The sequence below is a fragment of the Parvimonas sp. D2 genome, assembly GCF_035282635.1.
Classification (GTDB): Bacteria; Bacillota; Clostridia; order Tissierellales; family Peptoniphilaceae; genus Parvimonas.
Window position 1 is genome coordinate 141,110 of record NZ_JAYKBO010000003.1, and the last position, 26,271, is coordinate 167,380.

Here is a 26,271-nt window from a genome sequence, read left to right on the forward strand (position 1 = left end):
AAAAACGGCTTTTAATTTTGCCGTTTTAATAAAACTATTTTTAAATTTTTACTTTACATCTTCAATAAAAACTTTTCCGTCTATCACACTAATTATATTATCAAATTTTTTTAGATGATCAATAGATGTATTATGTGTTACAATCAAAACTGTTTGATCCGTTTTCAATAAAATATCTTCTAATTTTGAAACACTTTCCGTATCAACACCTGTAAAAGGTTCATCCAAAACCAGTATTTCTCCTTTTCTACACAATATACGAAGTAATGCAAGAACTCTTTTTTCACCACCACTAAAGTTTGAACAGTCATCAGTATTTCTATTAAGAATATTCTTTATCATAGCAATTTCATGGGCATTATCAGGAATGTAATCATAGGAATATGAATCAAAAACAGTTATATTTTCTTTTACAGATGCACGATAAATATGCTCATGTTGACTCATATAAAGCAATGTATTTGATAAATTAAGCTCTTTTACATTTTCTCCGTCAATAATGACTTCCCCTTGATTTGGCTTATGTATTCCAAGTAATAAATTTAAAAATGTTGACTTTCCAGCTCCTGATTTACCAACAATTGCATATTTTTTACCTTTTTCTATTTTTAAGTTTATATCTTCTAGTTGTAGTTTATCAACTGTGAATTTTACATTATCAAAAATCAGCTCATTTTTAAAATTTTCCAATTCTTTTTTGCTTTCTGTTTCTGATTTTTGATTTAAAAACGAAAGGATATTTTGTTTTGTAGAATTGACTGAACGAATAGCCGTAATGTCATATAGCAAGCTATCAATAGGGTCGATAAATGCAGAAGAATAGCTTAATGTTGCTATTGCAACACCTACAGTTATCTCTTTTTTATAGAATAAATATCCTACAATCGCAAAAGTAAAAGCCCTAACCATTTTTGTCATTAAATCACTTAATCCAAGTACCAGTGCTTTTTTCTTTCCAAATTCATATCTTTTATCCGCTGTTTTATGTAGAATTTCATTATGTCTATTTTTTATATTTTCAATTGTTTTAGAATTTATTAAACCAAAACCTTCAAGCAAATCGGAAATAGTTGAAGTATATTTTCCAAGATGTCTTTGATAATTACTTCTACTATTATCCAACATTTTTCCAAATATCTTTGGGATAAAAATCGCAAAAATAGAAGATAAAACTACAACTAAACCAATTTTATGGTTGATATTCATAAAAATAATAACTCCATAAATCAACATCATATTTACAGAACGAATTACATCTACAATAGGTTGTAAATAATCTTGTTCTAATGCAGTAATATCATTTGATTGAATAGAAATATATTCCCCTATCGGCTTCTCTTGAAAAACTTTAGCATTCATATTAAAAATTTTATCAAAAAAACTCTTTTTAAGTCTTGTTTCAAATGAAATTCCTGATTTAAATGCTACTAAAATGCAAAAATATTGCATTAGAGAATAAATTCCAAGTAATAAAGCATATAATATAATAGCTAAAATGATTTGACTTGAGGCGCTTTGTAATCCATAATCAAATAACCACTTTTGAATCAATGGAGTTAATGCTAAACAAATAACTCCTATAAAATCCAATACTACTTGAAGAATAATATATTTTTTAACTTTAGATAAATAATCTTTCATTTTTTACTCCTAAATGTTTTTTGTAAAAATATAATTCACTTTTTACACAACTTTATTGTATCATACTTTTCATTTCTATAACTTTTTTAGATGTTAAGTATGATGAAATTAAATTCTCTTTTTAAAATATCTATGGTAAACTTAATTATATCATACTTTCTATAAATATATAAAATTTTAAGTATGATAAGACCTTAATTTTCATGCAATTTAAGACTTTACTTTTTATATTATATGCTGTATAATTGTAAAGATAAATTTAAGGAGGTAAGTTATGGCAAATTTAGTTAAGTTTTTTAAAACAAATATATTTAACTTTTTTAACTTTGTTTTGACGACTCTCTTTTTTAATTTTAATAACGGACTTATTGTCTTTAAAAATATTTTACTTAATTATTAATGGAATAACTGTTGTTATTTCATTTTTTTTATATTTTTAAGACTTAAGCCGAAGGAGGATTTATGAATAATAAAGAAATTATCGGTGTAAGGGACAAAGTTCCTGTTACAATGCTTATCCCTTTGAGTTTACAACATACTTTTGCTATGTTTGGAGCTTCAGTTTTGGTTCCAATTTTATTTAATGTAAACCCTGGAATTGTTCTTTTGATGAATGGTATAGGTACATTGTTATTTATTTTTATAACAAAAGGAAAGGCACCCGCCTATTTAGGTTCAAGTTTTGCCTTTTTGGGAGTAGGTACTGTTATTATAAACACTATGGGTTATAGATATGCACTTGGCGCTTTTGCTACAACGGGATTTTTAGGTTGCATCTTGGCTTATTTAATCTATAAATTCAGAACAGATTGGATAAATATTGTGCTTCCACCTGCAGCAATGGGCGCTGTTGTTTCCCTTATCGGCCTTGAACTTGCAGGAAATACAATAAGAGGCGGAAAAATAGGTGCAAATATATTGACTGAAACTTCAACTAATGCCGATGTTTATGTATTTTTAATCACTCTTTCAGTTGCGATTTTAGGTTCAGTTGTATTTAGAAAATTTTTAGGAACAATTCCAATCCTTATCGCAATTATATGTGGATATATTGCAGCCTTAGCTTTTGGAATGATTGACTTTTCTACAGTTACATCTTCAACATTATTTACAATACCGGAATTTCAATTTCCAATTTTTGACTTCAAAGCAAGTTTAATAATGTTACCTGCATTACTCGTTATAACTTCCGAACATATTAGCCATCAAGTTGTAACAAGTAATATAATAGGTAAAAATCTTTTAGAAGATCCGGGCTTACACAGAAGTATCTTTGCCGATAACTTCTCAACTATGTTGTCTGCTCTTGTGGGCGGAGTTCCAACAACAACTTATGGAGAAAACATAGGTGTAATGGCAGTTACTAAAGTTTATTCAGTTTATGTAATTGCTGGTGCAGCGGTAATCTCAATCTGTATGGCATTTATCGCACCTTTAAGTATGTTAATTCAAAGCATACCGGGAAATGTAATCGGTGGAATAACATTTTTACTTTACGGAATGATTGGAACTTCTGGAATAAGACTCTTAGTTGATTCAAAAGTTGACTACTCAAATAGCCAAAATTTGATTTTGACTTCAGTTGTATTTGTAACAGGACTTAGTGGAATTTCAATTAATTTCTTTGGAATGCAGTTAAAAGGAATGGTTCTTGCAAGTATGGTTGCTGTAGTATTAAGTTTAATATTCCATTTCTTAAACAGGTTTGGACTGTCAAATCATAAATAAATAGGATAAAAAAATGCTCAACTTTTCAAGAAAAAGTTGAGTTTTTAATTCTAAAAAGTTAATTAATACTTTCGTTAAGATTTCTTTCAGAAATATAAACAGCTATATATAATTACAACAAAATTATCATAAAAACTTTTAGTTAATAAATTTTTTATCCGATGTATCTTCGATACGTTTACTTTTACCATTACAAAAGTATGAGATCTCTCCGCTACGTCTCGCTCTGCTCAACTTCGGTCGAGATGACGTGCAAATAGAAAACTTCGATTAAGAGCTTAACGTGAACAGTAAATAAATTCTAAATACTATTTGAAAAAAGTAAAAACTCAACCTTTCGCAAAGTTGAGTTTTTCTATAAAGTCCATAATTTTATAAATTATTTCCTAGCCATTTTTGTAATTCATCAAAATCGTAAAATCCACTTAAGGCTAATCCATCTTTTACTGTAGAATTTTTACATTCTTTTTTGATATCGTCAATAATTCTTCCAAAACCTCCACCACCATGAGTGCAGAAAGGAATAATTGTTTTGCCATCCAAATTTGCATTACGTAAAAAAGTAAGAACTGGTGGTGCAAAAGTCTTAAGCCAATTAGGTGAGCCAATAAAAACTATATCTACATCATCAATATTTCCTATTTCTTCAGTTAAAGGTGGACAATATCCCTTATCAATTTCATTTCTAGCTTCTTTTACAGCTGTGTTATATGAAAATGAATAAGGTCTTAGCGGTTTTAATTCCAACAAATCTCCATCTGTAATTAAAGCGATATCTTCCGCTAATTTTCTAGTTATTCCTGAATAGGAATAATACACAACTAAAATTTTCATTTAAATCTCCTTCAAGTTTCAAATCGAAACTTTAATTTTTAATTATTTTTTAAGATAGCTTTGAAAAATTCCTTGTTGTTTTCAGTTTTCTTTATGTTTTTTACTAAATTTTCCATAATTTCGTTAGTATTTGTATTTGAAAGTTTTCTACGAATTAAATTTGCAGATTGTATTTCTTCTTCTGTCAAAAGTAAATCATCTTTTCTTGTTCCTGATTTATAAATATCAATGGCAGGGAAAATTCTAAGTTCCGAAAGTTTTCTACTCAAATGAATTTCCATATTTCCTGTTCCTTTAAATTCTTCATAAATCATATCGTCCATTTTACTTCCCGTATCTACAAGTGTTGTTGCAATTATGGTTAAACTTCCACCATTTTCAACATTTCTCGCAGAGCCGAAAAATCTTTTCGGCTTATGCAAAGCAAAAGGATCAAGTCCACCCGTAAGAGTTTTCCCGGAGGACGGTGTATTTACATTGTAAGCTCTTGAAAGTCTTGTTATGCTGTCAACCAAAATAACCACATCTTCTCCGAGCTCTACAAGTCTTTTTGCTCTTTCAAGTACAAATTCTGCAAGTCTTATATGATTTTGAGGTAATTCATCAAAAGTTGAAGCAATTACTTCCGCTTTTGTAAATCTCTTCATTTCCGTAACTTCTTCAGGTCTTTCTCCAATTAATAAAACAAAAATTTTACTCTTTGGATTATTTATTTCTATACCTTTTAAAATTGAACGAAGTAGGCTTGTCTTTCCTGCCTTTGGAGGAGCAACAATTAAAGCTCTCTGCCCCTTTCCAATCGGTACTAAAAAGTCAATTATTCTAGTTGAAACCTCATTCTTTTCAGTTTCTAAAGTATATTTTTCATTTGGATAAATCGGAATTAAATCGTCAAAATCTTTTCTAGCTTTTAATTCTGAAACCTTTATATCATTTATTTCATTTATATAGATAAGTGGAGAAAATTTTTCGCTTTCCTTACTCTCTCTAGTTAAACCTAAAATTTTATCTCCTTTTTTAAGTCTGAATCTTCTTATCTGAGTTGGTGATACATAGATATCTTCTTCCCCTGAGTCATAGCCATTTGAACGCAAAAAACCATAACCATCTGCAGTAATATCAATAAGCCCACATACAGTTTTTGTATTAGTCTTTGAATCATTTTCAACAGACTCATCTATACTTACTCTTTCAGACTCTTCACTTTCAAATCCATTATCTGCTTTTAAAATTTCAGATATTAATTCATTCTTTTTATACTTTGAAACATTTGCAATTCCATAAGACTTTGCAATAGTTTTTAATTCATCAAGATATTTTCCTTTTAAAAGTTCTATATTCATACTATCTCTTTATCTTTGCATATTCAGGTTTTTTAGAAATTCTATGAGTTGCTTCAATATTTCTAATTGTTCCTGTTTCTGCTCTCATAACAACAGAGTAAGTCTTAACTCTATCATTACCAATATGTCTAACTCCATTAATAAGTTCGCCATCAGTTACCCCTGTTGCAGCAAATAAAACTTCATCCCCTTTTACTAAGTCATTCATTTCTAAAACTTTTAGTGGATCTTCAAGTCCCATAGCTTCACATCTTCTAAATTCTTCTTCATCAGCAGGAACAAGTCTTCCTTGGAAAACTCCACCCAATGCTTTAATAGCTGCTGCAGCTAAAACACCTTCAGGTGCCCCACCGATTCCAACCATTAAATCACAACCACTATTGTCAATACAAGTTGCAATGGCTTGAGCAATATCTCCGGCTTCAAAAAGTTTTATTCTCGCACCAAGTTTTCTAACTCTATCTATAATATCTTGATGTCTTTCTCTATTTAAAATACTAACTGTAACTTCTCCAACTTCTTTTCCTAAAGCTCTCGCAAGTCTTCTTATATTCATTTCGATAGGTAAATCAATATGTATGCAATCAACAGCCAAAGGACCAGCTGCAATCTTATCCATATACATATCTGGAGCATGTAATAAACAACCTGCAGGTGCACAAGCAGCAACCGCAATTGCATTTGGCAATCCGTTTGCTACAAGAGAAGTTCCATCAACTGGATCAACTGCAATATCAACCTTTGCGACTCCTTCTTGTCCATTTCCTACAACTTCGCCGATATATAACATAGGAGCTTCGTCCATTTCTCCTTCACCGATAACAACAGTTCCTTCCATTGGAAGTTCATTGAACATTGATCTCATTGCTTCAACAGCCGCTCCATCTGCACCATTTTTATCGCCTTTTCCTAAAAAATATGAAGAACGAATTGCCGCAGCTTCTGTAACTCTTACTAAATTTAAAGTTAAATTTCTATCCATAGTTTCCTCCTATTATTTAACACTTTCCCAATCTTTTAAAAACTTTTCAATTCCTATATCAGTTAGTGGATGTTTTAACATTTGTTTGAACACCTTATAAGGTACTGTTGCAATATCTGCTCCACTCTTTGCAATTTGAAGAACATGCATTGGAGTTCTTACAGATGCGGCAATGATTTCAGTTGTAATCGCATAATTGCTGAAAACTTCGAAAATATCTTCAATTAAAATCATTCCTTCAGAGCTAATATCATCAAGTCTACCTAAAAACGGACTTACATAAGTTGCTCCTGCCTTTGCTGCAAGAAGTGCTTGAGTTGCAGAGAAAATTAAAGTAACATTTGTCTTTATTCCATCTTTACTTAAAACATTAACAGCCTTTAATCCCTCTTCAGTCATAGGAATTTTTATTACAATATTCTTATTTATCTTACAAAGTTCTCTAGCTTCTTTTACCATTCCTTCAGCTTCAAGACTGATAACTTCCGCTGAAATAGGTCCGTCAACGATTGAAGTGATTTCAGTAATAACTTCAACAAAATCTCTTCCCTCTTTCGCTATCAAAGACGGATTAGTAGTAACGCCGTCAAGAATACCCCATTTACTTATCTCTCTTATCTCATCAACATTAGCTGTGTCAATAAAAAATTTCATCAATTGCCTCCTAAATATAATTAATCTATTCGAATATATTTTACCACAAAACAATGCAAAATGCTAACTAAACAAAAAGTTGTTTTAAAAAATTTGGGTATAATCAATTATAACATTATATTTTTTAGAATGGAGGTTTCTATGAATAAATTTTATAAAGAAATATGTAAATACTATGAAGATATTTTTCCAACAAATGAAGCACAATTAAATTTTTTAAATAATATTTCAGATGGAAAAGACTATTTAGACATAGGATGTGCAACAGGACTCGTTGCAAAAAACTTGGAAAACTTAGGAAAAAATGTAATATGTATCGACTTGGAAGAAAATATGGTAGATGAGGCAAGAAAAAAAGGACTCAAAGTATATGAAAAAAATATGTTAGAATTAGACTTTGAAGAAAAATTCGACGTCTGCTATTGCATTGGAACAACAATTGCACATTTGGAAGACATAAATCAAATATGTAGCTTCATTTTAAAAACTATGGACTTACTAAAAGAAAACGGGAAATTAGTCTTAAGCTGGGTAAACTTTAAACCTTTCATTCTTAAAAACGACCTATTCCTTGGAGCCTTACCGACTCTTGGAACAAAAGTAAAATTTACAAGAAACTATTACAGAGAAAACAGCAAAATCCGTTTCAACACAGTTCTTACAACAGAAAACGAAAAATTTGAAAACACACAACTTTTAGTTCCACTACTAGTTGATGACCTAATTTCATTCGTAAACAGACTCGGACTAAAATACGAAATCTACGGAAACTTCAAAAAAGACGAATTTGACGAAGAAAACTCCCCGTCAGTAGTATTTGTAATAAGTAAATAGATAAAACAACCTACTCGTGATTCACGAGTAGGTTTGTTTTTTATAACCCCTCGAATTCGAGGAGTTTATAATCAGAATTATATATAGTTACTTTTATTTAAAAAAATTCTATCATATATCTTAAAAATTTTCTATACGAGTCAAATTGCATATAGTTAAAATTTATTATTCCCTTGTTATCAACAAAAAAAGATAGCACTATCGCTATCTATTTTACTTCTGAAACTATTAATTATAAGGAGCTAGAATTAACTTTCCATCTACATATTCTCCCAAAAATACATCACTATATTTTTCTAATCCTTGTTTTTTAATTTATAACAACTATTTTAGTGAAATTATTTTACTCATTTTTTATAAATTTACTAAACCATTTATCCAAAAAATTCATTTGTTCTTCAGTGTGAAAATAATGCTCTCCATTTTTCATAATAGTAAGACTAGAATTAGTTTTATTTGCAAAATTCGTCATAGTCTCCAAAGAAGTTAGAAAGTCATTTTCTGCATAGAGAATATCTGTTGGTATATTCCATTCTATTGGATTATTCCTAACATAGCTAAGATATTCCCAAGACAAAGTTTCACCAAAGGATGTTGCAATTTCTTTTTTATTATATAATTCTTCCTCTGAAACATTAGACATTTTCATCATATTTAAAATTATTTTTTCCATATCTACAACTGGTGAAATAAACATAGCTTTTTTAATTTTCTTATCCGATAATGCAAGCATCGAATAATAAGCTCCCAAACTATTTGCTATTAAGTAAATATCATCATATTCAGAGACTATGGAATCAAAAAACTTTGAAAATTCTATCTTGGCATCCCAAGGAAATTCAGATTTGTAATCAAAGCCAATAATTTTATATTCATCACTAAAAAATTTTTTATAATGTTCTGCTTCTGCAGAATTTCCGCCTTTCCCATGTATGTATATAACTGCATGTTTCATTATATCACCTCAATTTCTATTTTTTATAAAATTCGGGATTAAATACAATTGCTCCATATTTTAATTTAGGTAATTTAATTATCTCATCATATAATTTATTAACTTCTTTAAGCGGCTTAATAGATAAATGTTCTATATTTTCAAGACTTAAAAGTGGAGTGTAATCCTTACTTTTTACAATACTTGTAAAAAATCTAAAAAATCTTAATTGCTTCATATCTTTCAAAAAATCAATAGAATTTATATGAATATTCTTTGGAGCAAAACAATCCCCCTCAATTGTGAGACTTTCTAATTTTTTAAGATTTGTAAGTGGACTATAATCGTCAATTTTTTGAAAATTTTCAACGGTTAAAGCTACTAAATTTTCTAATTTCGAAATTGGTTCAACACTCCCTACACTTGAACCTGAGCCTAAATGCAAATATTCAAGATTTACAAGATTTGAAATCTTAGAAATATCAGGATAAACTCCCCACTTAATATATAATTTTTTAAGATTTTGTTGTGAACAAACCGCATTAAACAACTCTTGTGGCATTCTTGTACAAAATGTAAGTTCTGTAAAAGCCGTTGGATTTTTAATTAAAAAATCACACCATTCATTTACAACATTTTTTCTTGCTTTTGCAGTTTTATACTTTGAATTAGAACTATCATCCAATTGAGTACAATTTATTATAATTGCACTTTCTCCATTATATTCAGAAACCTCAACAATACTTTTAGGTCTATTTTCATTTTTGAAGTAATAATCATAACCGTATATTAATTGTTTTTCATTTAAAACTATTTTTACTCCTTTCTATTTAAGAAGATTATATCTAAATTTTCATTGCAAATACTTTATTATGATTATATCATAAGTATATATTTCATTCAATTTAAGTTGATATGCTCGTGGGCTTATGAGATTTACATATTTTATGTATCTTCGATACATTCACTTTTGCTTAAGCAAAATTATGAGATCTCTCCATTCCGCTCTGCTCCAGTCGAGATGACGTATAAGGAAAAATCTTCGATTAAGGGCTTAACGTTAAAGGTAAATAAACATCAAACTATATTTATAACCTTATACAACGATATGTTTCACGTCATAGCAACTTGCAAAACAACGCCCCTAACACGTCATCTCGACCGAAATGAGTGAAACGAATGGAGCGAATCTAGCCCTAACTTTGTTTACTTGTAAACAAAAGTAGGTCTGACGGGGTAATTGTATCTTTAGATACAATTACTCTGGAAATCTCATATTTTGTTATAGAAAAAGATGATATTTCTATCGCCTTGTAATTACTTTTTAATAAATAAAATTCAAACTCTATACAGCAAAAAACAGTAAATCTTAAGACTTACTGTTTAAAAGAATTCTTTAAATTCTTCTTTAAATTCTAATATTTCATCTTCAGGAAGATGATGTATATAGTCATTAATGTCATCTGAGTCAGTATAACCACTTAATATTTTATCCGGACAATCATATCCTAATTTCCTAGCAACTTGTACTGCAAATTCATTAAATGCATTTCCAACCGCTGTTATAATATTTCCATCTTCAACTACTGATTGTGGTAAAAAATTATTTTCTTCAATAAAGGCAAATGATTCTCCCATTTCAACAAATAAAGAATCTGTATATTTTTTTCCTTTCAACAAACCTGCTTGTGCTAGGAATATTGGACTGGAACAAATTGCACCAATGACAAAACTATCATCATTTACAAAACTTTCTAAAAATTCTTTGATTTTTTTATTTCGTATTGGTTGTCTTAAGTCGCTACATCCTGAAAGAATCAAACAATCATAATCATCTTTACAAAACTCAGAACAAGTTTTTGCCGGATTTATCAAAATTCCTTCTTCACTCCTAACGGGGCTTAATTCTGTATATATTACATCGGTAAAAGTATCAAAATACCAACGAAATACATACATTAGATTTGCAACTTCTTGCAAACTAAAATCAGGATAAACCAATAATGCAATTCTTTTTTTCATTTCCTATACCTCCATTTTTTCTTTTTACCTATACATAGCCAATTCTATGCTATCCATGTATTGCCCTAATGACATATTGAATTTCTTATAGTCTGCATCTTTGAACTCATCTGTTGCACAGGCAACGGAAACTCTTACAGTTTGTAATTGATTAAAGAATGTTATCATTAATGGAACTTGAATAATCTTTGAAACTCCTCGAATTATCATTGTTCTTGCTTCATCCAATTGTAAAATTTCTTCTTTCGAGCAGATATTCACCTTATTATTATCAACTAGAATTTCTACATTATCATAGTATTCATATACTAAACTAACTGCTTTACAAATATTCTCCCAGCCAACTTTATATGTCAAATTATATTCAGCTAAAAGCCAATCATTTTCTTTTTTTACGCCCAATAGTAACATAATCTCTTCTCCTCCAAATTTATTTAAACTTAAATAAGTCCTTCAGCATTCATACGAATTGCATAGAACTCCTGAAATGTATCCAGCTCATTTTCTATTGTTTCTTTCATTTGAATCAACTTTCTTTTTCCAACTCGTCTATCTAAAATCGCAAAAATTCTTACGAGTAAATTTTCACTTTTTAGGCTTATTTCTATGCTTTGATTGTCAAATTCTGCAAAGGCTTTATAAAAACAACGTTGGTCAAATACTCCCAATTTTAAAGCTGTATCGTCCATAAATGCATTTTCTTTTTTTATTCTTTCTTCGTATTTTTCATCTTTAGGAAATAAATCGGCTTTAAACCAGTTATTCCAAAAACAACCTTTGATGATTTCTTTTACGTCATATCTTATTGCTGCTCGTCCCTCGTGGTCAGGACTTTTGCTATAAGTTGTAGCAAAATATTGAATATGTCCTTGAAGACTTTCAGCAAGATATTCTTTTTCAAGTTTTTTCCTTATACCACTCCAACTACTCAATATTATATCTCCCTTTTAAATCAATTTTATTTAGCTATATTTTGACTATTTTCTAAAAATAGAAATCGGAACAAAATTTACATAAATAGATAGACCAATGCAAATTAATACATTTTTAGAATCTCCAGGCATTGTCTCTAAAAACATTCTCCAATTTCCTCCAGCAAAATAAGAATTATAAATTATAGCGGAATAAATAAAATTAATAGAACATAATGCAGTTATCAACAAACTTATCCTTTTAAAAAATATGAAATTTTCATCTCGAAATTCCTTAACACGAGCTATTAAGGCAAAATTAATTCCTGCAATTGCAATTATTAACCACATATCCGCCTCCTAAAAATATTTTCTTATTATTTTATATTTTACATCATATTTATTAACATTTCAAATACAAAAAAACAGTAAATCCATATTGACTTACTGTTTAAATTATTTTTCTATTTCTTATCTCTAAAAAGCGGAATCGCATTTATTAAAATAGACATAAAAACGCAAAACCATAATATCCTACTAACTGATGGAACGACATCCATAAGTGCACTCCAATCTTCTTTAAGGACATAGCTTGAAGCTTGAGAATAAAATGCACATACAGTCAATGCTGTTAGTGACAAACTTATAAACCCGAACCATTTTGAATTTTTATTATTAAGTGAAAATACAATATTCAATATTGCAAAAACTATCGCTCCAATACCAATTATTAACCACATATTGCCTCCTTAAATTCCACTTTTATTTGCTAATTTATATTTTACATCATATTTATTGATAATTCAAATATAAAAAAACAGTAAATCATATTGACTTACTGTTAAACTGCTGTATTTTAGCTTAAACAAAATCAAATTTATAAATCTCTACGCAAATAAATCATATCAACAAATTGGATACCGTCTTCATATATTGGGTGATTATAATTATCCGTAAAAAAATTTTTGACAGTATGAGAGCGAGAAAATCCACATTTCAAATAAAAATCAATGGTTTTAGGACTATCTCCCGTACCAACTTGTAATGTAGAAAATTGATTTTTATATTTAGTAACAACAAAATCAATTAGAATTTTTCCGTAACCCATTCTTTGAAAGTTAGGGTTGGTAGCAATGTTTTTTATTTCAAGAACTCCATTTCCCTCATCAGTAATCACACATTCAGATTTAATACCATTATCCTCTAAAATAAACATTATTCCTCTATCAATATATTTGTCAATCATATCTTCTTGTTCATCAGCAAGAAGTAAAAGTTCCATATACTGCTTTTTGTTTTTTCTAATTTCCAATATCTTCATAATTTTATCCTACAATTTCAACTTATTTAATCCTTTATATTCATCATCACATTATTATACATATTTTTCAAACCTAGACTGTTCAATTACCTTATCTCCAAGCAAAGTAATTGCCTTTTGTGGACATAGACTTATACATCTATAACACATTGCGCATTTGTTTTCAGGAACAGCTTTTTTCTCTTTTATGCGGATATTTTTCATTGGACAAACCCTACTACATAAACCACAACCATTACAATCATCGTTTATTTTTAATTTATCAGTATATCCCATAGTTTTACGATAAAACCATAATCTTTGACCAAAAAGTCCCTTCAAATGTGATATGAAAGATAGTCCTTCTCTTGGATATTTTCCATTTTTAATCTGTTCTGCAACTTCTTCTAATCGCTTATCTGCATTTTTTACTATTTGCCTATTTTCTTCAATAGATTTTTTCAAAAGCTTACTGTCGCAAACGGAGTCAGGCATTTTTATCTGTATGCCTCCCAGAATTTCTGCTCCATATTTTTTTAAAATTCTTGCAGTACATCCCGCTCCATCTCCACTGAAAAGTCCCATTGTATTTACACAAAAAACTTTTTTACCTTTCCAAAGAGGACTATTTTTCTTAATAAAATCTCGTACCATAAATGGAGCATTAGAAAATTGAGTTGGATATCCTAAAAAAATAACATCCTCTTCTTTTAATAAATCTATAATCTGTGGAATTTCTAAAGGAACACATTTTGACTTATCATCTATCAAATTTACAAGTTTTTCAACACAATGTTTTGTGTTTCCTGTTCCACTTAAATAAATGCCTATCATATATTCCTCCAATGAATTCTAATCTACCAATTTTACTTTTCTATATTATCTAAAAATTCTTCTACTTTTTCCAAATATGCTTTTGGCTGATCCCCGTGAATGTCGTGCATAGAATCGAATCCCTCAATTAAAGTACTACCTTTAATCAATTCTTTAACACGCTTTGCATCTTTTTCATCCATTGCAGAAATCAGAAGCCCCTCTTCATTATAATATGAAGGTGCTGTATTTTTTGGTGGTTTTACATGTAATATACAAGTTGGAACAGTAATTTCTTTTAACAATTCCTCTTGTTTTATTCCCTTAAAGAAACTGAAATCATAGAATGCATCTCCGAATCTTAAGTCATAATCACCTGTTTTATCTTGTAAATTAGCTGTCAATTGAAGTAAAGTATTTACTCCTAACTTTGGTGGATAATACCAAATAACCGGTATTTTAGTCTTATCCTTTTGAAATCTTTTCATTGCAGGTTTAGCCACAATTTTGTCCCAATTATCTTTTCCACCCTCATTAAATAGTTTTCGCATCGGATCATTCTTTAGATAATGTTCAAAATAAGTAGTATTAGGGTTTTCAGTTAAATAATTGTGAATATTTTCGAAAGTTTTATAAGAAAATGTATTTTCGGCACGTCCTTTTTCTGTTGCAAAAAATGGTCCGTCTTCTAAAATAATCGCTTTTACATTTTGCGGGAATTTAGCACCTATATAAGCAGTAATGAGTGCACCTGATGAATGTCCTGAAATAATTGTTTTTTCTCCAATTTTTTCTTGAATAAATGATGCAATATCGGAACCTATGCTTTCAATATTGTATAAATCAGGATTTTTACTTGATTTTCCATGTCCATAATAATCAAGTGCAAAGACATGATATTTTTTTACTAATTCAGGAAATACAGTACGATAATCCTTCCAATCTACCATTTGTCCATGCAATAATAGAATAGCCGGACCATTCTTTGGTCCTTCAACATAATTTATTACATTTCCATTTTTTAGGTTAAATTGTTTTTCTTCTAAGCCTATACTTGAAGCCTTATTCTTCCTAAACTTTTCACCTGAATAGTCATAATTTAGATTATAAATTGCATAGATTACAACAAAAACAGCTATAACTAAAAGCAATATCCCTATAAATTTTAATATTCTAATCTTCATCGCTTAAATCTCCTTGAATACTCATCAAAATTTTTGTTGCTGAATCTCCATTTAGAATTGCCAATCCTCTCCTTTCGTCTCCAAGTATTAGCAAATTCTCTCCTGTTTCTATAGAAAAAATTTCTCTTGCCTCTTTTGGAATAACAATTTGTCCTTTAGTTCCTACCTTCGCAGTCCATGCATGTAGTTTTTTATCTTTTTTACTTTTCATAATTACCTCCGTATAATAAGTATGTTTATTCATACTTATTATACTACATTGAAATTTAAAAAGCAAGCCACAATAAAAAAACAGTAGATTTTTAATTTCTACTGTTTAAGTAATTTATATTAACTAAATATTTTATATTCCTAAAGTCCATAATTATTTTCTTTATTCGCAATTTCTAATGTTCTAAGTTCATAAGTCTTATATCCTTCAGCTATAAAAGGATCAGTCTCTGCAATTTCTCTTGCCTCTTCTATATTTTTACAGTTTAAAACTACCATCCCTCCAGCATAGTCTGTAAATGGTCCACATAAAATAAGTTTTCCAGACTCATCTAATTTTTTTAAATGTTCAACATGTTTTTTAACTATTTCTAAATTTAGATTTTTTTATTATTCATTAAATAAATATATGCCATTTTGTACTCCTAAATTTTATATTTTCACCTTTTCATAATCTAATAACTCTTCTATTGCGATGTTTAGAGATAGCTTTGATTTTCCCTTTTCTTTTAAAGAACCTACAAATACAATTCTTTGGTCAGGTAATTTTAATATATATGTCGTATATAAAATCGCCTGTGGTTGTGGAAATTTAATCTCCAATTCACCTTTTTGGATTTTAATTTTTTCATTTTTCATCTTTAAAATTGCATAATCATCATATAATTCAAGCTCTGCTTCTTCATCTTCTCTACTCCAAAATTTAAAGATAATCCAAGTAGATAAAAACATGGTAACTGGAATTAATAAGAAAATCAAATAAATAGCATGGTTAGGATGTTCTTTAAAATACTGTAACTCATTTGTACTTGCAATTCCAGAATAAATAAGGAACTCATAATAAAGAAAAAAACCTACTGCTATTCCAATTATAAGCATAATATATAACATAATCGGAGTATTTTTATTATATCTAAAATTTATTTTTCTCATTTTAAATTCTCTCCTTTATAATATAAAATTCAAAACCCTTACTAATTTATATTTTACATTATATAATCTAATATTTCAATTAATTCGATAAGAACCCCACCCTTCCACGATGCTTTACATTGGGTTGGTGCCCAGAGAACCTTGTTGTTTCACAATAAAAATAGGACTATAAAATCAAATTCACAGTCCTATTTTAATATTAGTTTATTAATATAAGAATTATAATTTATTACAACAATAATCAATTATGCAATGGTCTTCAGAACCATTCGTACAATGTATTTTTAATTTTTATCTTTCTAATTCTTTTTTCAACTTTCTTAACTTAAATCCACAGTGAATAAAAATATATAAATATACAAAGAAGAAAACCATAAAAATTCCTCCGAAATATATATCTATACTTCTATGTGTATCTTTGACGAATTTCGAAAATTGAGGAATAAGAGTAACTAAAAATATAATAAATAATGGAAACATCCTAGTCTTATAAATATGATTAATCATATTTAACTTAGATTGAGAGTCTGAAAATATTTCTTTTTCTGATTCTGTAATACTATTTGTATTTACTTTTCTAAAATAATTCCATCCTAAACCTGAACATAAATATTCCCAACCATAGTCCTTATACATTTGTATATAATCTCCTGAAGCTTTTTTATTTTCATAGTCTAACTTATAAATTACTTCCTCAGAATTACATTCTTCAAAGACAAAAAAACAAGGTGGTATAAAATTAACTAACTTCCAGCCGCTTTTATGATTATTCTCTAACCATTTTTCTTCATCTACATAGTCACTAACTGTAAAAAATCTTATTTTTGTTTTTCTTCTAGCCATAATATTCATCTCCAATACTATTTTTATACAATCTTTTTATTCTTTCCAATTCCAAATTTAATATTTCTCTACCTATTTCAGTTATTAAATAAATTTTTCTTTTTTCTTCTTCTCTAACAAAAGTTATAAGTCCGTCTTTTTCCATTTTCGACAAAGTTCCATACATTGTTCCTGGACTTATATTTATTTCATTTTGAGTCTTTTTTTTGACTTCCTGCCCTATACCATATCCATGATTAGGAACTTGTAAACTAAACAGAATATAAAAAGCAGTTTCCGACATAGGCGCATATATTTTTTTTAATTTTAAATCCATATTTGACTCCTTATATCAAACTATTATATATCGTATCTCGATGTATTTATAGTATATCATACCTCGATATATATGTCAACATTTTTTTTATTTTTCTTAAATTTTCCCACAAAAAAACAGCCGATTGCTCGGCTGTATTAAAAACTATTTTCTTGATGCCTCAAATATGCTTTGAATTGAGCTGTCCAACATTTTATCGAATTCTTCCCCAGTTTGATTTACATTAAGTCCTTCTGTTAAAGCTCTTGAGAAACTTGCTATAACTCCGTGGTTTTTAGCAAGAAGTTCATTTGATTCTTCTCTTGAGTAACCACCTGAAAGAGCAACAACTCTAACGACTCTCTTGTGGTCAACTAATTCTTTATAGAAGTTAGGAACAGTTGGTAATGTAAGTTTTAACATTACTTCTTGTCCTTCTTCTAATTTATCAAGTTCTTTTAATATTTCCCTTTTTAAAATTTCTTCGCATTTTTCCTTTTCTGCTGAATTTATATCAACTTCTGGTTCAACAATTGGAACAAGTCCCCCAGCGATAATTTGTTTTGCAAAGTCAAATTGTTGAGCAACTACTTCTTTAATAGCTTCTTCATTTGCTTTTTTAATTACTGAACGCATTTTTGTTCCAAAAACTCCATATTCAACGCCTTTTTTTACAGTTTCAGCCAAGTTAGGAATTTCTTTCATAAGTTGAACTCCGTTCTTTTCTTCAGCTAAGCCCTTGTCAACCTTTAAAAATGAAACAATGCCTTTTTCATTCCATAAATAGTCCGGAGTGAATTTACCGTTAACTTTTCTTTCCATTGTCATTTCAAATAAAATTGCTCCTAATATACGTTCTTTAGTAAAAGCCTTTGAAGTAACAATTCTTGTACGCATTTCGTGAATTAAATCAAACATTTCAGCTTCGTTTGAGTAAGCATCTTCATTTACACCATATAATCTTAATGCTTTCGGTGTACTTCCACCACTTTGATCCAAAGCCGCTATAAAACCTTCATCGTTTTTGATTCTGTTAAATTTTTGTAAATCCATATCTTCGCTCCTTAAAAATTATTAAGTAAATTTTACTCTAGCTATATTTTATCATATTTTTATATATAAATCTATTTATATTTAATTTTATGTAAAAGTATAATTAAAACTAGAACAAAAGAAATGCTATTGGCAAAAATAAGAGCAAAGTCTTTTATAATCAAACCATGGACCAACCAAAGAAAAATTCCTGTTGTTTGCATAATACACATAATCAAAGAAAGAGATTGTGTATTTTTATCTTTTATTATCTTTATAACTTGCGGTGCAAAGGCAAATGTTGTAAGGCAAGCAGCTACTATTCCTATCATAAAACCTCCTAATATCTCATTCAATGATTTTACCATATTTTGACTATAAAATACAACTTGACAAATGAACTTATTTAATATAGTATAGACTAAATAGATATATTATTTTGGAGGTTAATATGGAATATAAAACACTTTTTCCCGAATTTGAATCATTCGACAAAGGACATCTAAAAGTTGATGATGTTCACGAAGTATATTACGAACAATCAGGAAATCCAAATGGAGCCCCAGTTGTATTTGTTCACGGCGGGCCAGGTTGTGGTTGTGGCGACAAATCTAAAAGATTTTTAGATCCATCTTTTTATAGAATAGTAACAATTGATCAAAGAGGTTGTGGTAAAAGTAAACCATTTTTGGAATTAAAAGACAATAATACACAAAATCTTGCAAAGGATATGGAAAAGATAAGAGAACATTTAAAGATAGATAAATGGCTTGTTTATGGTGGTTCTTGGGGAACTACTCTTTCCTTATACTATGCAGAAAATTATCCGCAAAGTGTTGTAGGTTTAATTCTTAGAGGAATTTTCTTGGGAAGAGATGAGGATATTAAGTGGTTGTATCAAGGTGGAGCAGGAATGTTCTTCCCTGAAGCCTTTGAAATCTTTAAATCTCCTTTTAACGAAGAAGAAAGAAAAGATTATGTTCAAAGTTATTACAAATACTTAACTTCAGATGACTATGAAACAAAGAAAAAATACGGAAAGTCTTTTAGTGCGTTTGAAAATTCAGTAGTTGCGCTTGAACCGAGAGTTATTTCAGAAGAAATCACTGATGAAGATATTTCAATGGCAATTATGGAATGCCACTACTTTGTAAATCATTGTTTCTTTGAAGAAAATTATATTTTAGATAATGTTGAAAAAATTAAAGATATTCCTACAATAATTATTCATGGCAGATATGATGTAGATTGCAGACCTGTTGGGGCTTATTTATTGCATGAAAAGCTAAATAATTCAAAATTGATTTTCCCTATTTCAGGTCATACTTCTTTCGATCCTGCAATGACTCACGAGCTTATTTTAGCACAAGAGGAATTTAAAAAACTTTTTTAAATTTCTCTAAATAAAGGAGGTAAGTATGGAAGCAAAGAGTAAAAATTTACCAAAAATAGTTTTTTCACTATCTTTAATCTCGTTTTTAATTACCGTATTACTATATTCTGTAAATTATCTTACAGATTTGGCGAATGATTTTGATTCGATATATTTTTTAGTACTATATGTATTAACTCTTATTTTACTTGCATTTTCAATATTTTTTACAAGAAAATTAAGTAAAATTTACTCTATAATAAGTGTAATTCTTTTCTTAATTACATTTAATATTAAACATATAATGACTTTTTTATTGGTCTTAGGAGGTAAGATATGAAAAAAGAAAATCTATCTATGATAATTTATTTATTTGGTACTGTGGTAGAAATAATTTTGTTACTATATGTAAAATCCTTTAAAACTGGACAAGGAATTCAACTTTCTAATTATCTTAAATATTTTGGACTGATTTTCCCACAAGTAATGGGAGCAATTGGTGCTTTTTATTCAAGACATGCAAAAATACAAATATTGTGGTTATTCTTAAATATAGGTTTAATGTTTTCCGCTCTCTACTTTTATGCAGCATTTATTGAAGTAGTCGGCTAGGAGAAAAAGACTTATTTATTAATATAGATAAGGAGGTCAATATGGTATCCAATGAAAATTTACCAAAAATAGTTTTTAAACTATCTTTGATTTCATTTTGCATCACAGCTTTCTGGGGTATTACTGTTCACTTTTCGAACTTAAATGTAAAAATTTTATTGGCTTTACAACCTATAACTTTAATTTTACTTGGATTATCAATGTATTTTACGAGTAACTCTAATAAAATTTACTCTATAATAAGTTTAATTCTTTTCTTGATTACATTTAATCTTGAATATATAATGTATTTTATATTGGTTTATGGAGTTTTAATATGAAAAAAGAAAATTTATCAACAATACTTTTTTTAATTGGCGCCGTAGTAGAATCAGTTCTATTACTATATGTAAAATCCTTCAAAACAGGACAAGGAATTCACCTACCAAATTATATTGGATACTTAGGATTCTTTTTCCCACAGATAGTTGGAGCAATAGGCGCTTATTTTTCAAGATATGCAAAAACTACAGGTTTATGGATATTTTTAAACTTGGGGTTAATATGCTCAACTGCATACTTTTACCTATCATATCTTGAAGTAATTGATTAGGAGAAAATATGTTAAAAAATGATTATATAATGAGAAAAATTGAAGAATGGATAAGTATGATTTTAGAATTTGTCTTTAAAATCGACAAAAGTTCTTCGCCTGAAAAACTATTAAAATTAGAAGAAAGCAAGGAAATTTTAAAAAATTTAAAATCAAAAATCGACAATGGAAATATAAATGAAGCTGAAGATTCTTTATTTAAAATGTTGAAATATAAAACTCAAGATAGTTTGTTAATAGGTCTCCTTTTTTACTCATATCTCAACGAAAAAGATTCTAAATTTTTAAATGAACATGATTTTGAAAGAGATGAGATAAAAACAGGAATAAAAGACTTATTAAAAGAATTTAATATGAATAATTTATCAGACTTGATTTAGAAATATTTTGACAACATGGAGGTATTAATGTTTAATCCAATTAAATACGATGGTAGCTTGGGAGAACAATACTCTTATTTAATAAAAGATTTGTATGAATTATGCAATAGCGAAGAAAATACAATAGCTAATTTATCAAACGCTTCTGCCCTATTAAATTTCTTTTTAGAAAAAATTAATTGGGTCGGATTTTATCTTTTAGATGAAAAGACAAACACTCTAGTTCTTGGACCTTTTCAGGGGCTTCCTGCCTGTGTTAGAATACAAAAAGGAGAAGGGGTTTGTGGAACAAGTGCAAGTCTTAAAAAGACTTTGAATGTTGAAAATGTTCATAATTTTGAAGGGCATATTGCCTGTGACGGCAAGAGCAATTCAGAGATTGTTATTCCAATCTTTAGAAATGATAAAATATTCGGAGTATTAGATATAGATTCCCCTATTTTTAATAGATTTTCAAAGGAAGAACAAACTTATCTAGAGGCATTTGTCAAACAGCTAGAAACTCACATATAGGAGGTAAATATGAAAAAACTTTTTAAATTTTTTCTATTCTTATGCTTGTGTTTAGTCGTCTTAATTCAATCTTTAATCTATCATTCTAAAAAGAATGAAATAGATACTTATGAAAATTATGTCTTAGTGCTTGGAGCTGAGGCAAATAATGGAAAACTTTCAAAAACATTGATTAATAGACTAGATACTACTGTAGAATATTTAAATAAACATAAGACTGCAAAAGCTGTTTTATGTGGAGGAAAAGAAAAAAATAATGAACTTTCTGAAGCAGAATTTATGCAAAAATATTTAGTAGAAAAAGGAATTAATAAAGAAAGACTTATCGTTGAAACAAAAAGCAAGAATACTTTTGAAAATGTAAAATTTGCATTAGAAAAGCTAGATAAAAAGCCATCAGAAATAATGGTAATCTCTTCAGACTATCATTTATTTAGGGCAAAACTTATTCTTTATAGATTTGGAATTTTAGCAAGGACTGTTCCAGCAAAGACTCCATTTGGGGCAGTTATAGCTTCAAATGTTAGAGAGACTTTAGCAGTTGTAAAGACTTTTCTATTTGATAAACCTACAGCAGAAGATATAAAAAATTTACATCAAAAGAATAATTAAATTTACGATTTAACCTATATAGTATAATAACACTCTAAAAATGACTTCTTAACACAAAAATTTTCAAAAAAAGTGTTGACAAAGTATAATAAAAGTTATATAATATTTAGGTAATCGTATCGGGGTGTAGCGCAGTTTGGTAGCGCACGTGGTTTGGGACCATGGGGCCGGGAGTTCGAATCTTCTCACCCCGACCAATTCCTATGAGTTTTACTCATAGGAATTTTTTTTTATGTAAAAAATTTTAAAAATTTTTTCTTTTGTTTCAAATGCAACAGATTTTCAATACAAATTATGCTATAATGTTATTAACATAAAAAATAAATCATATAAAGAGTAATTAAATTGATTAGAGAAAAGGAGAAATACTATGAAATTAGAAAAAAGTACAAAAATTGGTGAATTAGTTGAAAAATATCCAGAAGTTAAAAACTTCTTAAAGACTTTAAGTCCAGAATATTCAAATCTTGATAATCCAGAATTATTTGCAATGATGAAAGATATTGCAACTCTTGAAATGATTGCTATTAAAGGTGGATTTGAATTTGACGAATTAAAAGAAAAGTTAGAAAACTTTATTAATGCTTAAATGCATCCATACTAAGACAAAAAAGCAGGGACTTCCCTGCTTTTTTACTTTGGTAAAACAATATGTGTCTTTGATGTATCTTCGATACATTTACTTTTGCTAAAGCAAAAGTATGAGATCTCCAGAGTCATTGTATCAAAAGATACAACGACCCCGTCAGACCTACTTTTGTTTACAAGTAAACAAAGTTAGGGCTAGATCCATTTCGCTATCGCTACAGTCGAAATGACGTATAAAGCAAGTCCCTTTGTTTAACGGCTTGACGTGAACAGTAAATAAATTCTAAAAAGTGTTAATAATTAGAAATAAAACAAAATATTTTATTTTGTTTTAATTTGAATAACGTAAAAAAGCAGGGATTTTCCCTGCTTTTTACTTATATTTTTTATTCTTTTTCCGTAAATTTATACATCGCTATTGAACTTGCAATTGGTAAATTAAAGCTATCTATGTCTTCGCTCTGTTCTATGAATATAGGAGTTGTTCCACTTAAGTCAAAGTTTTCAAGTCCGTGTGATTCATTTCCGAACATCAATGTAAAAGGCTTTTTAATCTCTACATTTTTTAGAGACACTGAATCCTTATTTAAAATAAAAGAGTAGATATTATTTTCTTCAAAAGTTTTTTTGTATTCTTCAAAATTTTTAAATATTTCTATATTCATCTTAAAGATTGCTCCCATTGAAGCTCTTACTGTTTTTGGATCAAAAACATCACAACCGTCGATTATTGCAATATTTTTAAAGCCAAAGCCCAATGCAGTTCTTAAAATTGTACCTAAATTTCCCTTATCTCTCGGCTCACATAATAGTATGTGATTGTCTTTTTTTATCTTTGCAAAGTTTTTTTCAAAAACTCCTATTACAAATGTATTTTCCTTGCTTTGAAGTTTATTTACAATTTTATCATTATAAATTAAATTAATTCCTTTTTCATCACAGATTTTTTCAAGACCTGCTTTATCGTCATATTTTGAATGTACCAAAACTGCTATATTCTTGTAATTCTTTGACTGCAAAAGCTCAATAGTCGGAAAAGCTCCCATTGTGTATGAAAAATTTAAATCTTTTTTATATTTACAAAATTCCATAATTTACCTTAAATTATCTTCTCTTTTTATCACGTTTAGACTTTTCGCCCTTTTTGTCTTTTTTATCCTTCTTATTTTTCTTATCTTTCGGTTTTGCAGAAAATTTTGAAGAATCTTCTTTTTTATTCGCAAGTTCAACTAAAACCTTAAAGCCCTTAATATGAGCATTATTTAAGTTATTTACTGCATCTTTAAGTGCATTTTTATGGATATTTACAAAGCTAAACTTTTCAAAAATTTCAATATCTCCAATATCTCTAGCACTTATATTTGCATCATTACAAAGTGCAGAAACAATATGTCTTTGAGAAACTCCCTTTCTTGAACCTATGTTAATATAAATTCTTCCGGAATTTTTTTCAGTAACATTTGACTTTCCGCCTTTGTTTGAAATAGAAGTTTTGTCATTTCCCTTTTTCTTATTCTTCTTAATATCCACGTCTATAAGTTCTTCGTGATTGTTAAGTTTATTATTTTCATTATAATGTTTTAAAAGACAAGCTGCAATATCAATCGGAGAATAGTCTTCACTCATTAGAATATTTATTAGATTTAACTCTTTTGTATGTTCATTTTTATTAATTTCTTCCTTGATGTCTTCCATAAATCTTTCTTCATGTCTTTTAATCAAGTCTTTAAGAGTTGGCATATCCCTTTTTTCTATTTTAGTTTTTGTGTATTTTTGAATTTGAGATAAAGTATTCATTTCCCTTGGAGAAACAAAACTTATTGCAGTCCCCTCTCTGCCCGCTCTTGCAGTTCTACCTATTCTGTGAACATAGTATTCCACATCTTGAGGCATATCATAGTTTATAACTAAATCTACATCGTCAACATCTATTCCACGAGCAGCAACATCTGTCGCAACCAAGATATCTATTGTAGAATTTCTAAATTTATTCATTACCCCATCTCTTTGGATTTGTTTTAAATCTCCATGAAGTCCATCCGCAAAATATCCACGAGATTGAAGTCCTGCAGTTAAGTCATCAACCATTTTTTTAGTATTACAAAAAACTACTGTAAGTTTTGGATTTTGAACATCTAAAATACGGGATAGAATTTCAAGTTTCATATTATGCTTAAGTGCAAAATAGTATTGAGTTACCTTTGGAACTGTCAATTCCTTTGGTACGACTTTTATAAGTCTTGGTTCACTTTGGTATCTTGCAGCAAAGTCCATCATTTCATGATCCATTGTAGCAGAGAAGAAAGTTGTTTGTCTTTCATAAGGTAAAAAGCCTATAATTTTTTCAATATCTTCTCTAAAGCCCATATCAAACATTTCATCAGCTTCATCCAATACAAAAGTTTTAATATTTTCAGTTTTTAAAGTTTTTCTCTTAATATGGTCTATAACACGTCCTGGAGTTCCGACAATAACTTGAACTCCCATTTTTAGAGAACGGATTTGTCTTTCTATAGGTTGTCCTCCATAGATTGGAACAACTGTTACTCCCTTATACTTTGCAAGTTTTGAAATTTCTTCTGCAACTTGAATTGACAATTCTCTTGTTGGACATAGTACCATAGCCTGAGTTGTCTTACTGTTTTTATTTACTTTTTCTACTATAGGAATACCGAACGATGCTGTCTTTCCTGTTCCCGTTTGTGCTTGACCGATTATGTCCTCGTTGTTTAACATAGTCGGAATTGCTTGTTTTTGAATTGGAGAAGGTTCTTCAAAGCCCATTTCAACAACGGCTTTTAAAACTTCCTTCGACAAATTAAAATCATTAAAATTTTCTATCATATTTTTCCCTTTCTTTTATCGTGAACCTTAACGTTAGTTCCGAAAGAAAAAGACAAAAACAAACTATACATTAAACATCACGACATATTATGAGTTATATTTTAATTCTTTTTTATAACTCAACGATATATTATATCATAAATACAGTACAACTTTCAACTAAAATCCACGATTTACTACAGTTATCCACAAAAAATGTGGATAACTTGGGAATAATAAATATACTTCATTAATTTTTTATAAAATTTACATTTATTCAAATATA

At 28.9% G+C, this 26,271-nt stretch carries 35 protein-coding genes and 1 tRNA gene; 12 read left to right on the forward strand and 24 right to left on the reverse strand.

The annotated features are described in order from the left end of the window. Positions 1–48: 48 nt before the first annotated feature. Positions 49–1,641 carry an ABC transporter ATP-binding protein gene (locus VJI77_RS04890; RefSeq protein WP_323988514.1) on the reverse strand — a complete coding sequence of 531 codons (1,593 nt, stop codon included), beginning with the start codon at positions 1,639–1,641 and terminating at the stop codon, positions 49–51. 462 nt (positions 1,642–2,103) lie between these two features. Between VJI77_RS04890 and uraA the strand changes: the two genes are divergently transcribed. Beyond that, entirely contained in the window at positions 2,104–3,369 is a 1,266-nt protein-coding gene (gene uraA, locus VJI77_RS04895; RefSeq protein ID WP_323988515.1) for a uracil permease, read from the forward strand. A 372-nt stretch (positions 3,370–3,741) separates the two neighbouring features. On the opposite strand, the gene VJI77_RS04900 is transcribed toward uraA, so the two are convergent. From VJI77_RS04900 to fsa, 4 genes are read right to left on the reverse strand one after another with little or no spacing between them, the layout of a single operon-like run. Beyond that, positions 3,742–4,203 carry a flavodoxin gene (locus tag VJI77_RS04900; protein WP_323988516.1) on the reverse strand — a complete coding sequence of 154 codons (462 nt, stop codon included), beginning with the start codon at positions 4,201–4,203 and terminating at the stop codon, positions 3,742–3,744. A 38-nt stretch (positions 4,204–4,241) separates the two neighbouring features. Further along, the gene (gene rho / locus VJI77_RS04905) at positions 4,242–5,546 is read right to left on the reverse strand and encodes a transcription termination factor Rho (protein WP_323988517.1); all 1,305 of its coding nucleotides are present in this window, start codon (positions 5,544–5,546) and stop codon (positions 4,242–4,244) included. A 1-nt stretch (position 5,547) separates the two neighbouring features. Continuing rightward, complete coding sequence (gene glpX, locus VJI77_RS04910) at positions 5,548–6,528, reverse strand: class II fructose-bisphosphatase (RefSeq protein WP_004832662.1); 981 nt, start codon at positions 6,526–6,528, stop codon at positions 5,548–5,550. 12 nt (positions 6,529–6,540) lie between these two features. Then, positions 6,541–7,182 carry a fructose-6-phosphate aldolase gene (fsa, locus tag VJI77_RS04915; protein WP_009354330.1) on the reverse strand — a complete coding sequence of 214 codons (642 nt, stop codon included), beginning with the start codon at positions 7,180–7,182 and terminating at the stop codon, positions 6,541–6,543. 141 nt (positions 7,183–7,323) lie between these two features. Between fsa and VJI77_RS04920 the strand changes: the two genes are divergently transcribed. Then, positions 7,324–8,016 carry a class I SAM-dependent methyltransferase gene (locus tag VJI77_RS04920; protein WP_323988518.1) on the forward strand — a complete coding sequence of 231 codons (693 nt, stop codon included), beginning with the start codon at positions 7,324–7,326 and terminating at the stop codon, positions 8,014–8,016. A 343-nt stretch (positions 8,017–8,359) separates the two neighbouring features. Here the strand turns inward: VJI77_RS04920 and VJI77_RS04925 are convergent, their stop codons facing one another. The 17 genes from VJI77_RS04925 to VJI77_RS05005 all read right to left on the reverse strand — a co-directional run bounded on the left by VJI77_RS04925 (position 8,360) and on the right by VJI77_RS05005 (position 18,825). Further along, a complete protein-coding gene (locus VJI77_RS04925; RefSeq protein ID WP_323988519.1) occupies positions 8,360–8,971 on the reverse strand; it encodes an alpha/beta hydrolase in 612 nt (203 codons plus the stop codon). 16 nt (positions 8,972–8,987) lie between these two features. Further along, positions 8,988–9,635, reverse strand: a complete 648-nt coding sequence (locus tag VJI77_RS04930) for a leucine-rich repeat domain-containing protein (protein ID WP_323988520.1) — start codon at positions 9,633–9,635, stop codon at positions 8,988–8,990. Positions 9,636–10,333: 698 nt separating this feature from the next. Beyond that, positions 10,334–10,972 carry a DJ-1/PfpI family protein gene (locus VJI77_RS04935; RefSeq protein WP_323988521.1) on the reverse strand — a complete coding sequence of 213 codons (639 nt, stop codon included), beginning with the start codon at positions 10,970–10,972 and terminating at the stop codon, positions 10,334–10,336. A gap of 24 nt (positions 10,973–10,996) precedes the next feature. Beyond that, entirely contained in the window at positions 10,997–11,383 is a 387-nt protein-coding gene (locus VJI77_RS04940; protein ID WP_323988522.1) for a hypothetical protein, read from the reverse strand. A gap of 29 nt (positions 11,384–11,412) precedes the next feature. Continuing rightward, positions 11,413–11,904 (reverse strand): SF0329 family protein, encoded by a 492-nt coding sequence (locus VJI77_RS04945; protein WP_323988523.1) that lies wholly within the window; start codon positions 11,902–11,904, stop codon positions 11,413–11,415. Between the two features lie 45 nt (positions 11,905–11,949). Continuing rightward, positions 11,950–12,234 carry a hypothetical protein gene (locus VJI77_RS04950; protein WP_323988524.1) on the reverse strand — a complete coding sequence of 95 codons (285 nt, stop codon included), beginning with the start codon at positions 12,232–12,234 and terminating at the stop codon, positions 11,950–11,952. 113 nt (positions 12,235–12,347) lie between these two features. Further along, the gene (locus VJI77_RS04955; protein ID WP_029950463.1) at positions 12,348–12,623 is read right to left on the reverse strand and encodes a hypothetical protein; all 276 of its coding nucleotides are present in this window, start codon (positions 12,621–12,623) and stop codon (positions 12,348–12,350) included. Positions 12,624–12,760: 137 nt separating this feature from the next. After that, complete coding sequence (locus tag VJI77_RS04960; RefSeq protein ID WP_323988525.1) at positions 12,761–13,204, reverse strand: GNAT family N-acetyltransferase; 444 nt, start codon at positions 13,202–13,204, stop codon at positions 12,761–12,763. A 54-nt stretch (positions 13,205–13,258) separates the two neighbouring features. Next, complete coding sequence (locus tag VJI77_RS04965; protein WP_323988526.1) at positions 13,259–14,017, reverse strand: EFR1 family ferrodoxin; 759 nt, start codon at positions 14,015–14,017, stop codon at positions 13,259–13,261. Between the two features lie 32 nt (positions 14,018–14,049). Next, a complete protein-coding gene (locus tag VJI77_RS04970) occupies positions 14,050–15,180 on the reverse strand; it encodes an alpha/beta fold hydrolase (RefSeq protein ID WP_323988527.1) in 1,131 nt (376 codons plus the stop codon). After that, on the reverse strand, positions 15,170–15,391 hold the full coding sequence (locus tag VJI77_RS04975; RefSeq protein ID WP_323988528.1) for an AbrB/MazE/SpoVT family DNA-binding domain-containing protein: 222 nt from the start codon (positions 15,389–15,391) through the stop codon (positions 15,170–15,172). The genes VJI77_RS04970 and VJI77_RS04975 overlap by 11 nt, the downstream gene beginning before the upstream one ends. A gap of 140 nt (positions 15,392–15,531) precedes the next feature. Further along, complete coding sequence (locus VJI77_RS04980) at positions 15,532–15,759, reverse strand: YciI family protein (RefSeq protein ID WP_323988545.1); 228 nt, start codon at positions 15,757–15,759, stop codon at positions 15,532–15,534. A 63-nt stretch (positions 15,760–15,822) separates the two neighbouring features. Next, complete coding sequence (locus tag VJI77_RS04985) at positions 15,823–16,323, reverse strand: hypothetical protein (protein ID WP_323988529.1); 501 nt, start codon at positions 16,321–16,323, stop codon at positions 15,823–15,825. 291 nt (positions 16,324–16,614) lie between these two features. Further along, entirely contained in the window at positions 16,615–17,166 is a 552-nt protein-coding gene (locus VJI77_RS04990; RefSeq protein WP_323988530.1) for a DUF2812 domain-containing protein, read from the reverse strand. Continuing rightward, on the reverse strand, positions 17,159–17,482 hold the full coding sequence (locus tag VJI77_RS04995) for a PadR family transcriptional regulator (protein ID WP_269722603.1): 324 nt from the start codon (positions 17,480–17,482) through the stop codon (positions 17,159–17,161). The genes VJI77_RS04990 and VJI77_RS04995 overlap by 8 nt, the downstream gene beginning before the upstream one ends. 144 nt (positions 17,483–17,626) lie before the next feature. Then, complete coding sequence (locus VJI77_RS05000) at positions 17,627–18,514, reverse strand: fructose bisphosphate aldolase (RefSeq protein ID WP_009447729.1); 888 nt, start codon at positions 18,512–18,514, stop codon at positions 17,627–17,629. Positions 18,515–18,585: 71 nt separating this feature from the next. Further along, the gene (locus VJI77_RS05005; RefSeq protein ID WP_269752642.1) at positions 18,586–18,825 is read right to left on the reverse strand and encodes a SemiSWEET transporter; all 240 of its coding nucleotides are present in this window, start codon (positions 18,823–18,825) and stop codon (positions 18,586–18,588) included. 119 nt (positions 18,826–18,944) lie between these two features. Here VJI77_RS05005 and pip point away from each other — a divergent pair, with 119 nt between their 5' ends. From pip to VJI77_RS05055, 10 genes are all read left to right on the forward strand, one after another. Next, complete coding sequence (gene pip, locus VJI77_RS05010) at positions 18,945–19,886, forward strand: prolyl aminopeptidase (RefSeq protein WP_323988531.1); 942 nt, start codon at positions 18,945–18,947, stop codon at positions 19,884–19,886. 25 nt (positions 19,887–19,911) lie between these two features. After that, positions 19,912–20,205 carry a hypothetical protein gene (locus VJI77_RS05015; protein WP_323988532.1) on the forward strand — a complete coding sequence of 98 codons (294 nt, stop codon included), beginning with the start codon at positions 19,912–19,914 and terminating at the stop codon, positions 20,203–20,205. Then, positions 20,202–20,477 carry a hypothetical protein gene (locus VJI77_RS05020; protein ID WP_323988533.1) on the forward strand — a complete coding sequence of 92 codons (276 nt, stop codon included), beginning with the start codon at positions 20,202–20,204 and terminating at the stop codon, positions 20,475–20,477. The genes VJI77_RS05015 and VJI77_RS05020 overlap by 4 nt, the downstream gene beginning before the upstream one ends. Positions 20,478–20,518: 41 nt before the next feature. After that, positions 20,519–20,797 carry a hypothetical protein gene (locus tag VJI77_RS05025; protein WP_323988534.1) on the forward strand — a complete coding sequence of 93 codons (279 nt, stop codon included), beginning with the start codon at positions 20,519–20,521 and terminating at the stop codon, positions 20,795–20,797. Next, the gene (locus VJI77_RS05030) at positions 20,794–21,069 is read left to right on the forward strand and encodes a hypothetical protein (protein WP_009354384.1); all 276 of its coding nucleotides are present in this window, start codon (positions 20,794–20,796) and stop codon (positions 21,067–21,069) included. Before VJI77_RS05025 ends, VJI77_RS05030 begins: the two co-directional genes overlap by 4 nt. Before the next feature lie 8 nt (positions 21,070–21,077). Then, entirely contained in the window at positions 21,078–21,449 is a 372-nt protein-coding gene (locus VJI77_RS05035) for a DUF6483 family protein (RefSeq protein WP_009354355.1), read from the forward strand. Between the two features lie 27 nt (positions 21,450–21,476). Further along, entirely contained in the window at positions 21,477–21,962 is a 486-nt protein-coding gene (locus VJI77_RS05040; RefSeq protein ID WP_323988535.1) for a GAF domain-containing protein, read from the forward strand. Positions 21,963–21,971: 9 nt separating this feature from the next. Next, complete coding sequence (locus tag VJI77_RS05045) at positions 21,972–22,574, forward strand: YdcF family protein (RefSeq protein WP_323988536.1); 603 nt, start codon at positions 21,972–21,974, stop codon at positions 22,572–22,574. A 120-nt stretch (positions 22,575–22,694) separates the two neighbouring features. Further along, positions 22,695–22,771: transfer RNA gene (locus VJI77_RS05050), tRNA-Pro, on the forward strand. A 173-nt stretch (positions 22,772–22,944) separates the two neighbouring features. After that, positions 22,945–23,163 carry a DUF1858 domain-containing protein gene (locus VJI77_RS05055; RefSeq protein ID WP_009354846.1) on the forward strand — a complete coding sequence of 73 codons (219 nt, stop codon included), beginning with the start codon at positions 22,945–22,947 and terminating at the stop codon, positions 23,161–23,163. 385 nt (positions 23,164–23,548) lie between these two features. On the opposite strand, the gene VJI77_RS05060 is transcribed toward VJI77_RS05055, so the two are convergent. Together VJI77_RS05060 and VJI77_RS05065 are read right to left on the reverse strand one after the other, a co-directional pair. Continuing rightward, entirely contained in the window at positions 23,549–24,253 is a 705-nt protein-coding gene (locus VJI77_RS05060; protein WP_323988537.1) for a TrmH family RNA methyltransferase, read from the reverse strand. Between the two features lie 13 nt (positions 24,254–24,266). Further along, complete coding sequence (locus VJI77_RS05065; RefSeq protein ID WP_323988538.1) at positions 24,267–26,006, reverse strand: DEAD/DEAH box helicase; 1,740 nt, start codon at positions 26,004–26,006, stop codon at positions 24,267–24,269. Between the last annotated feature and the right edge of the window lie 265 nt (positions 26,007–26,271).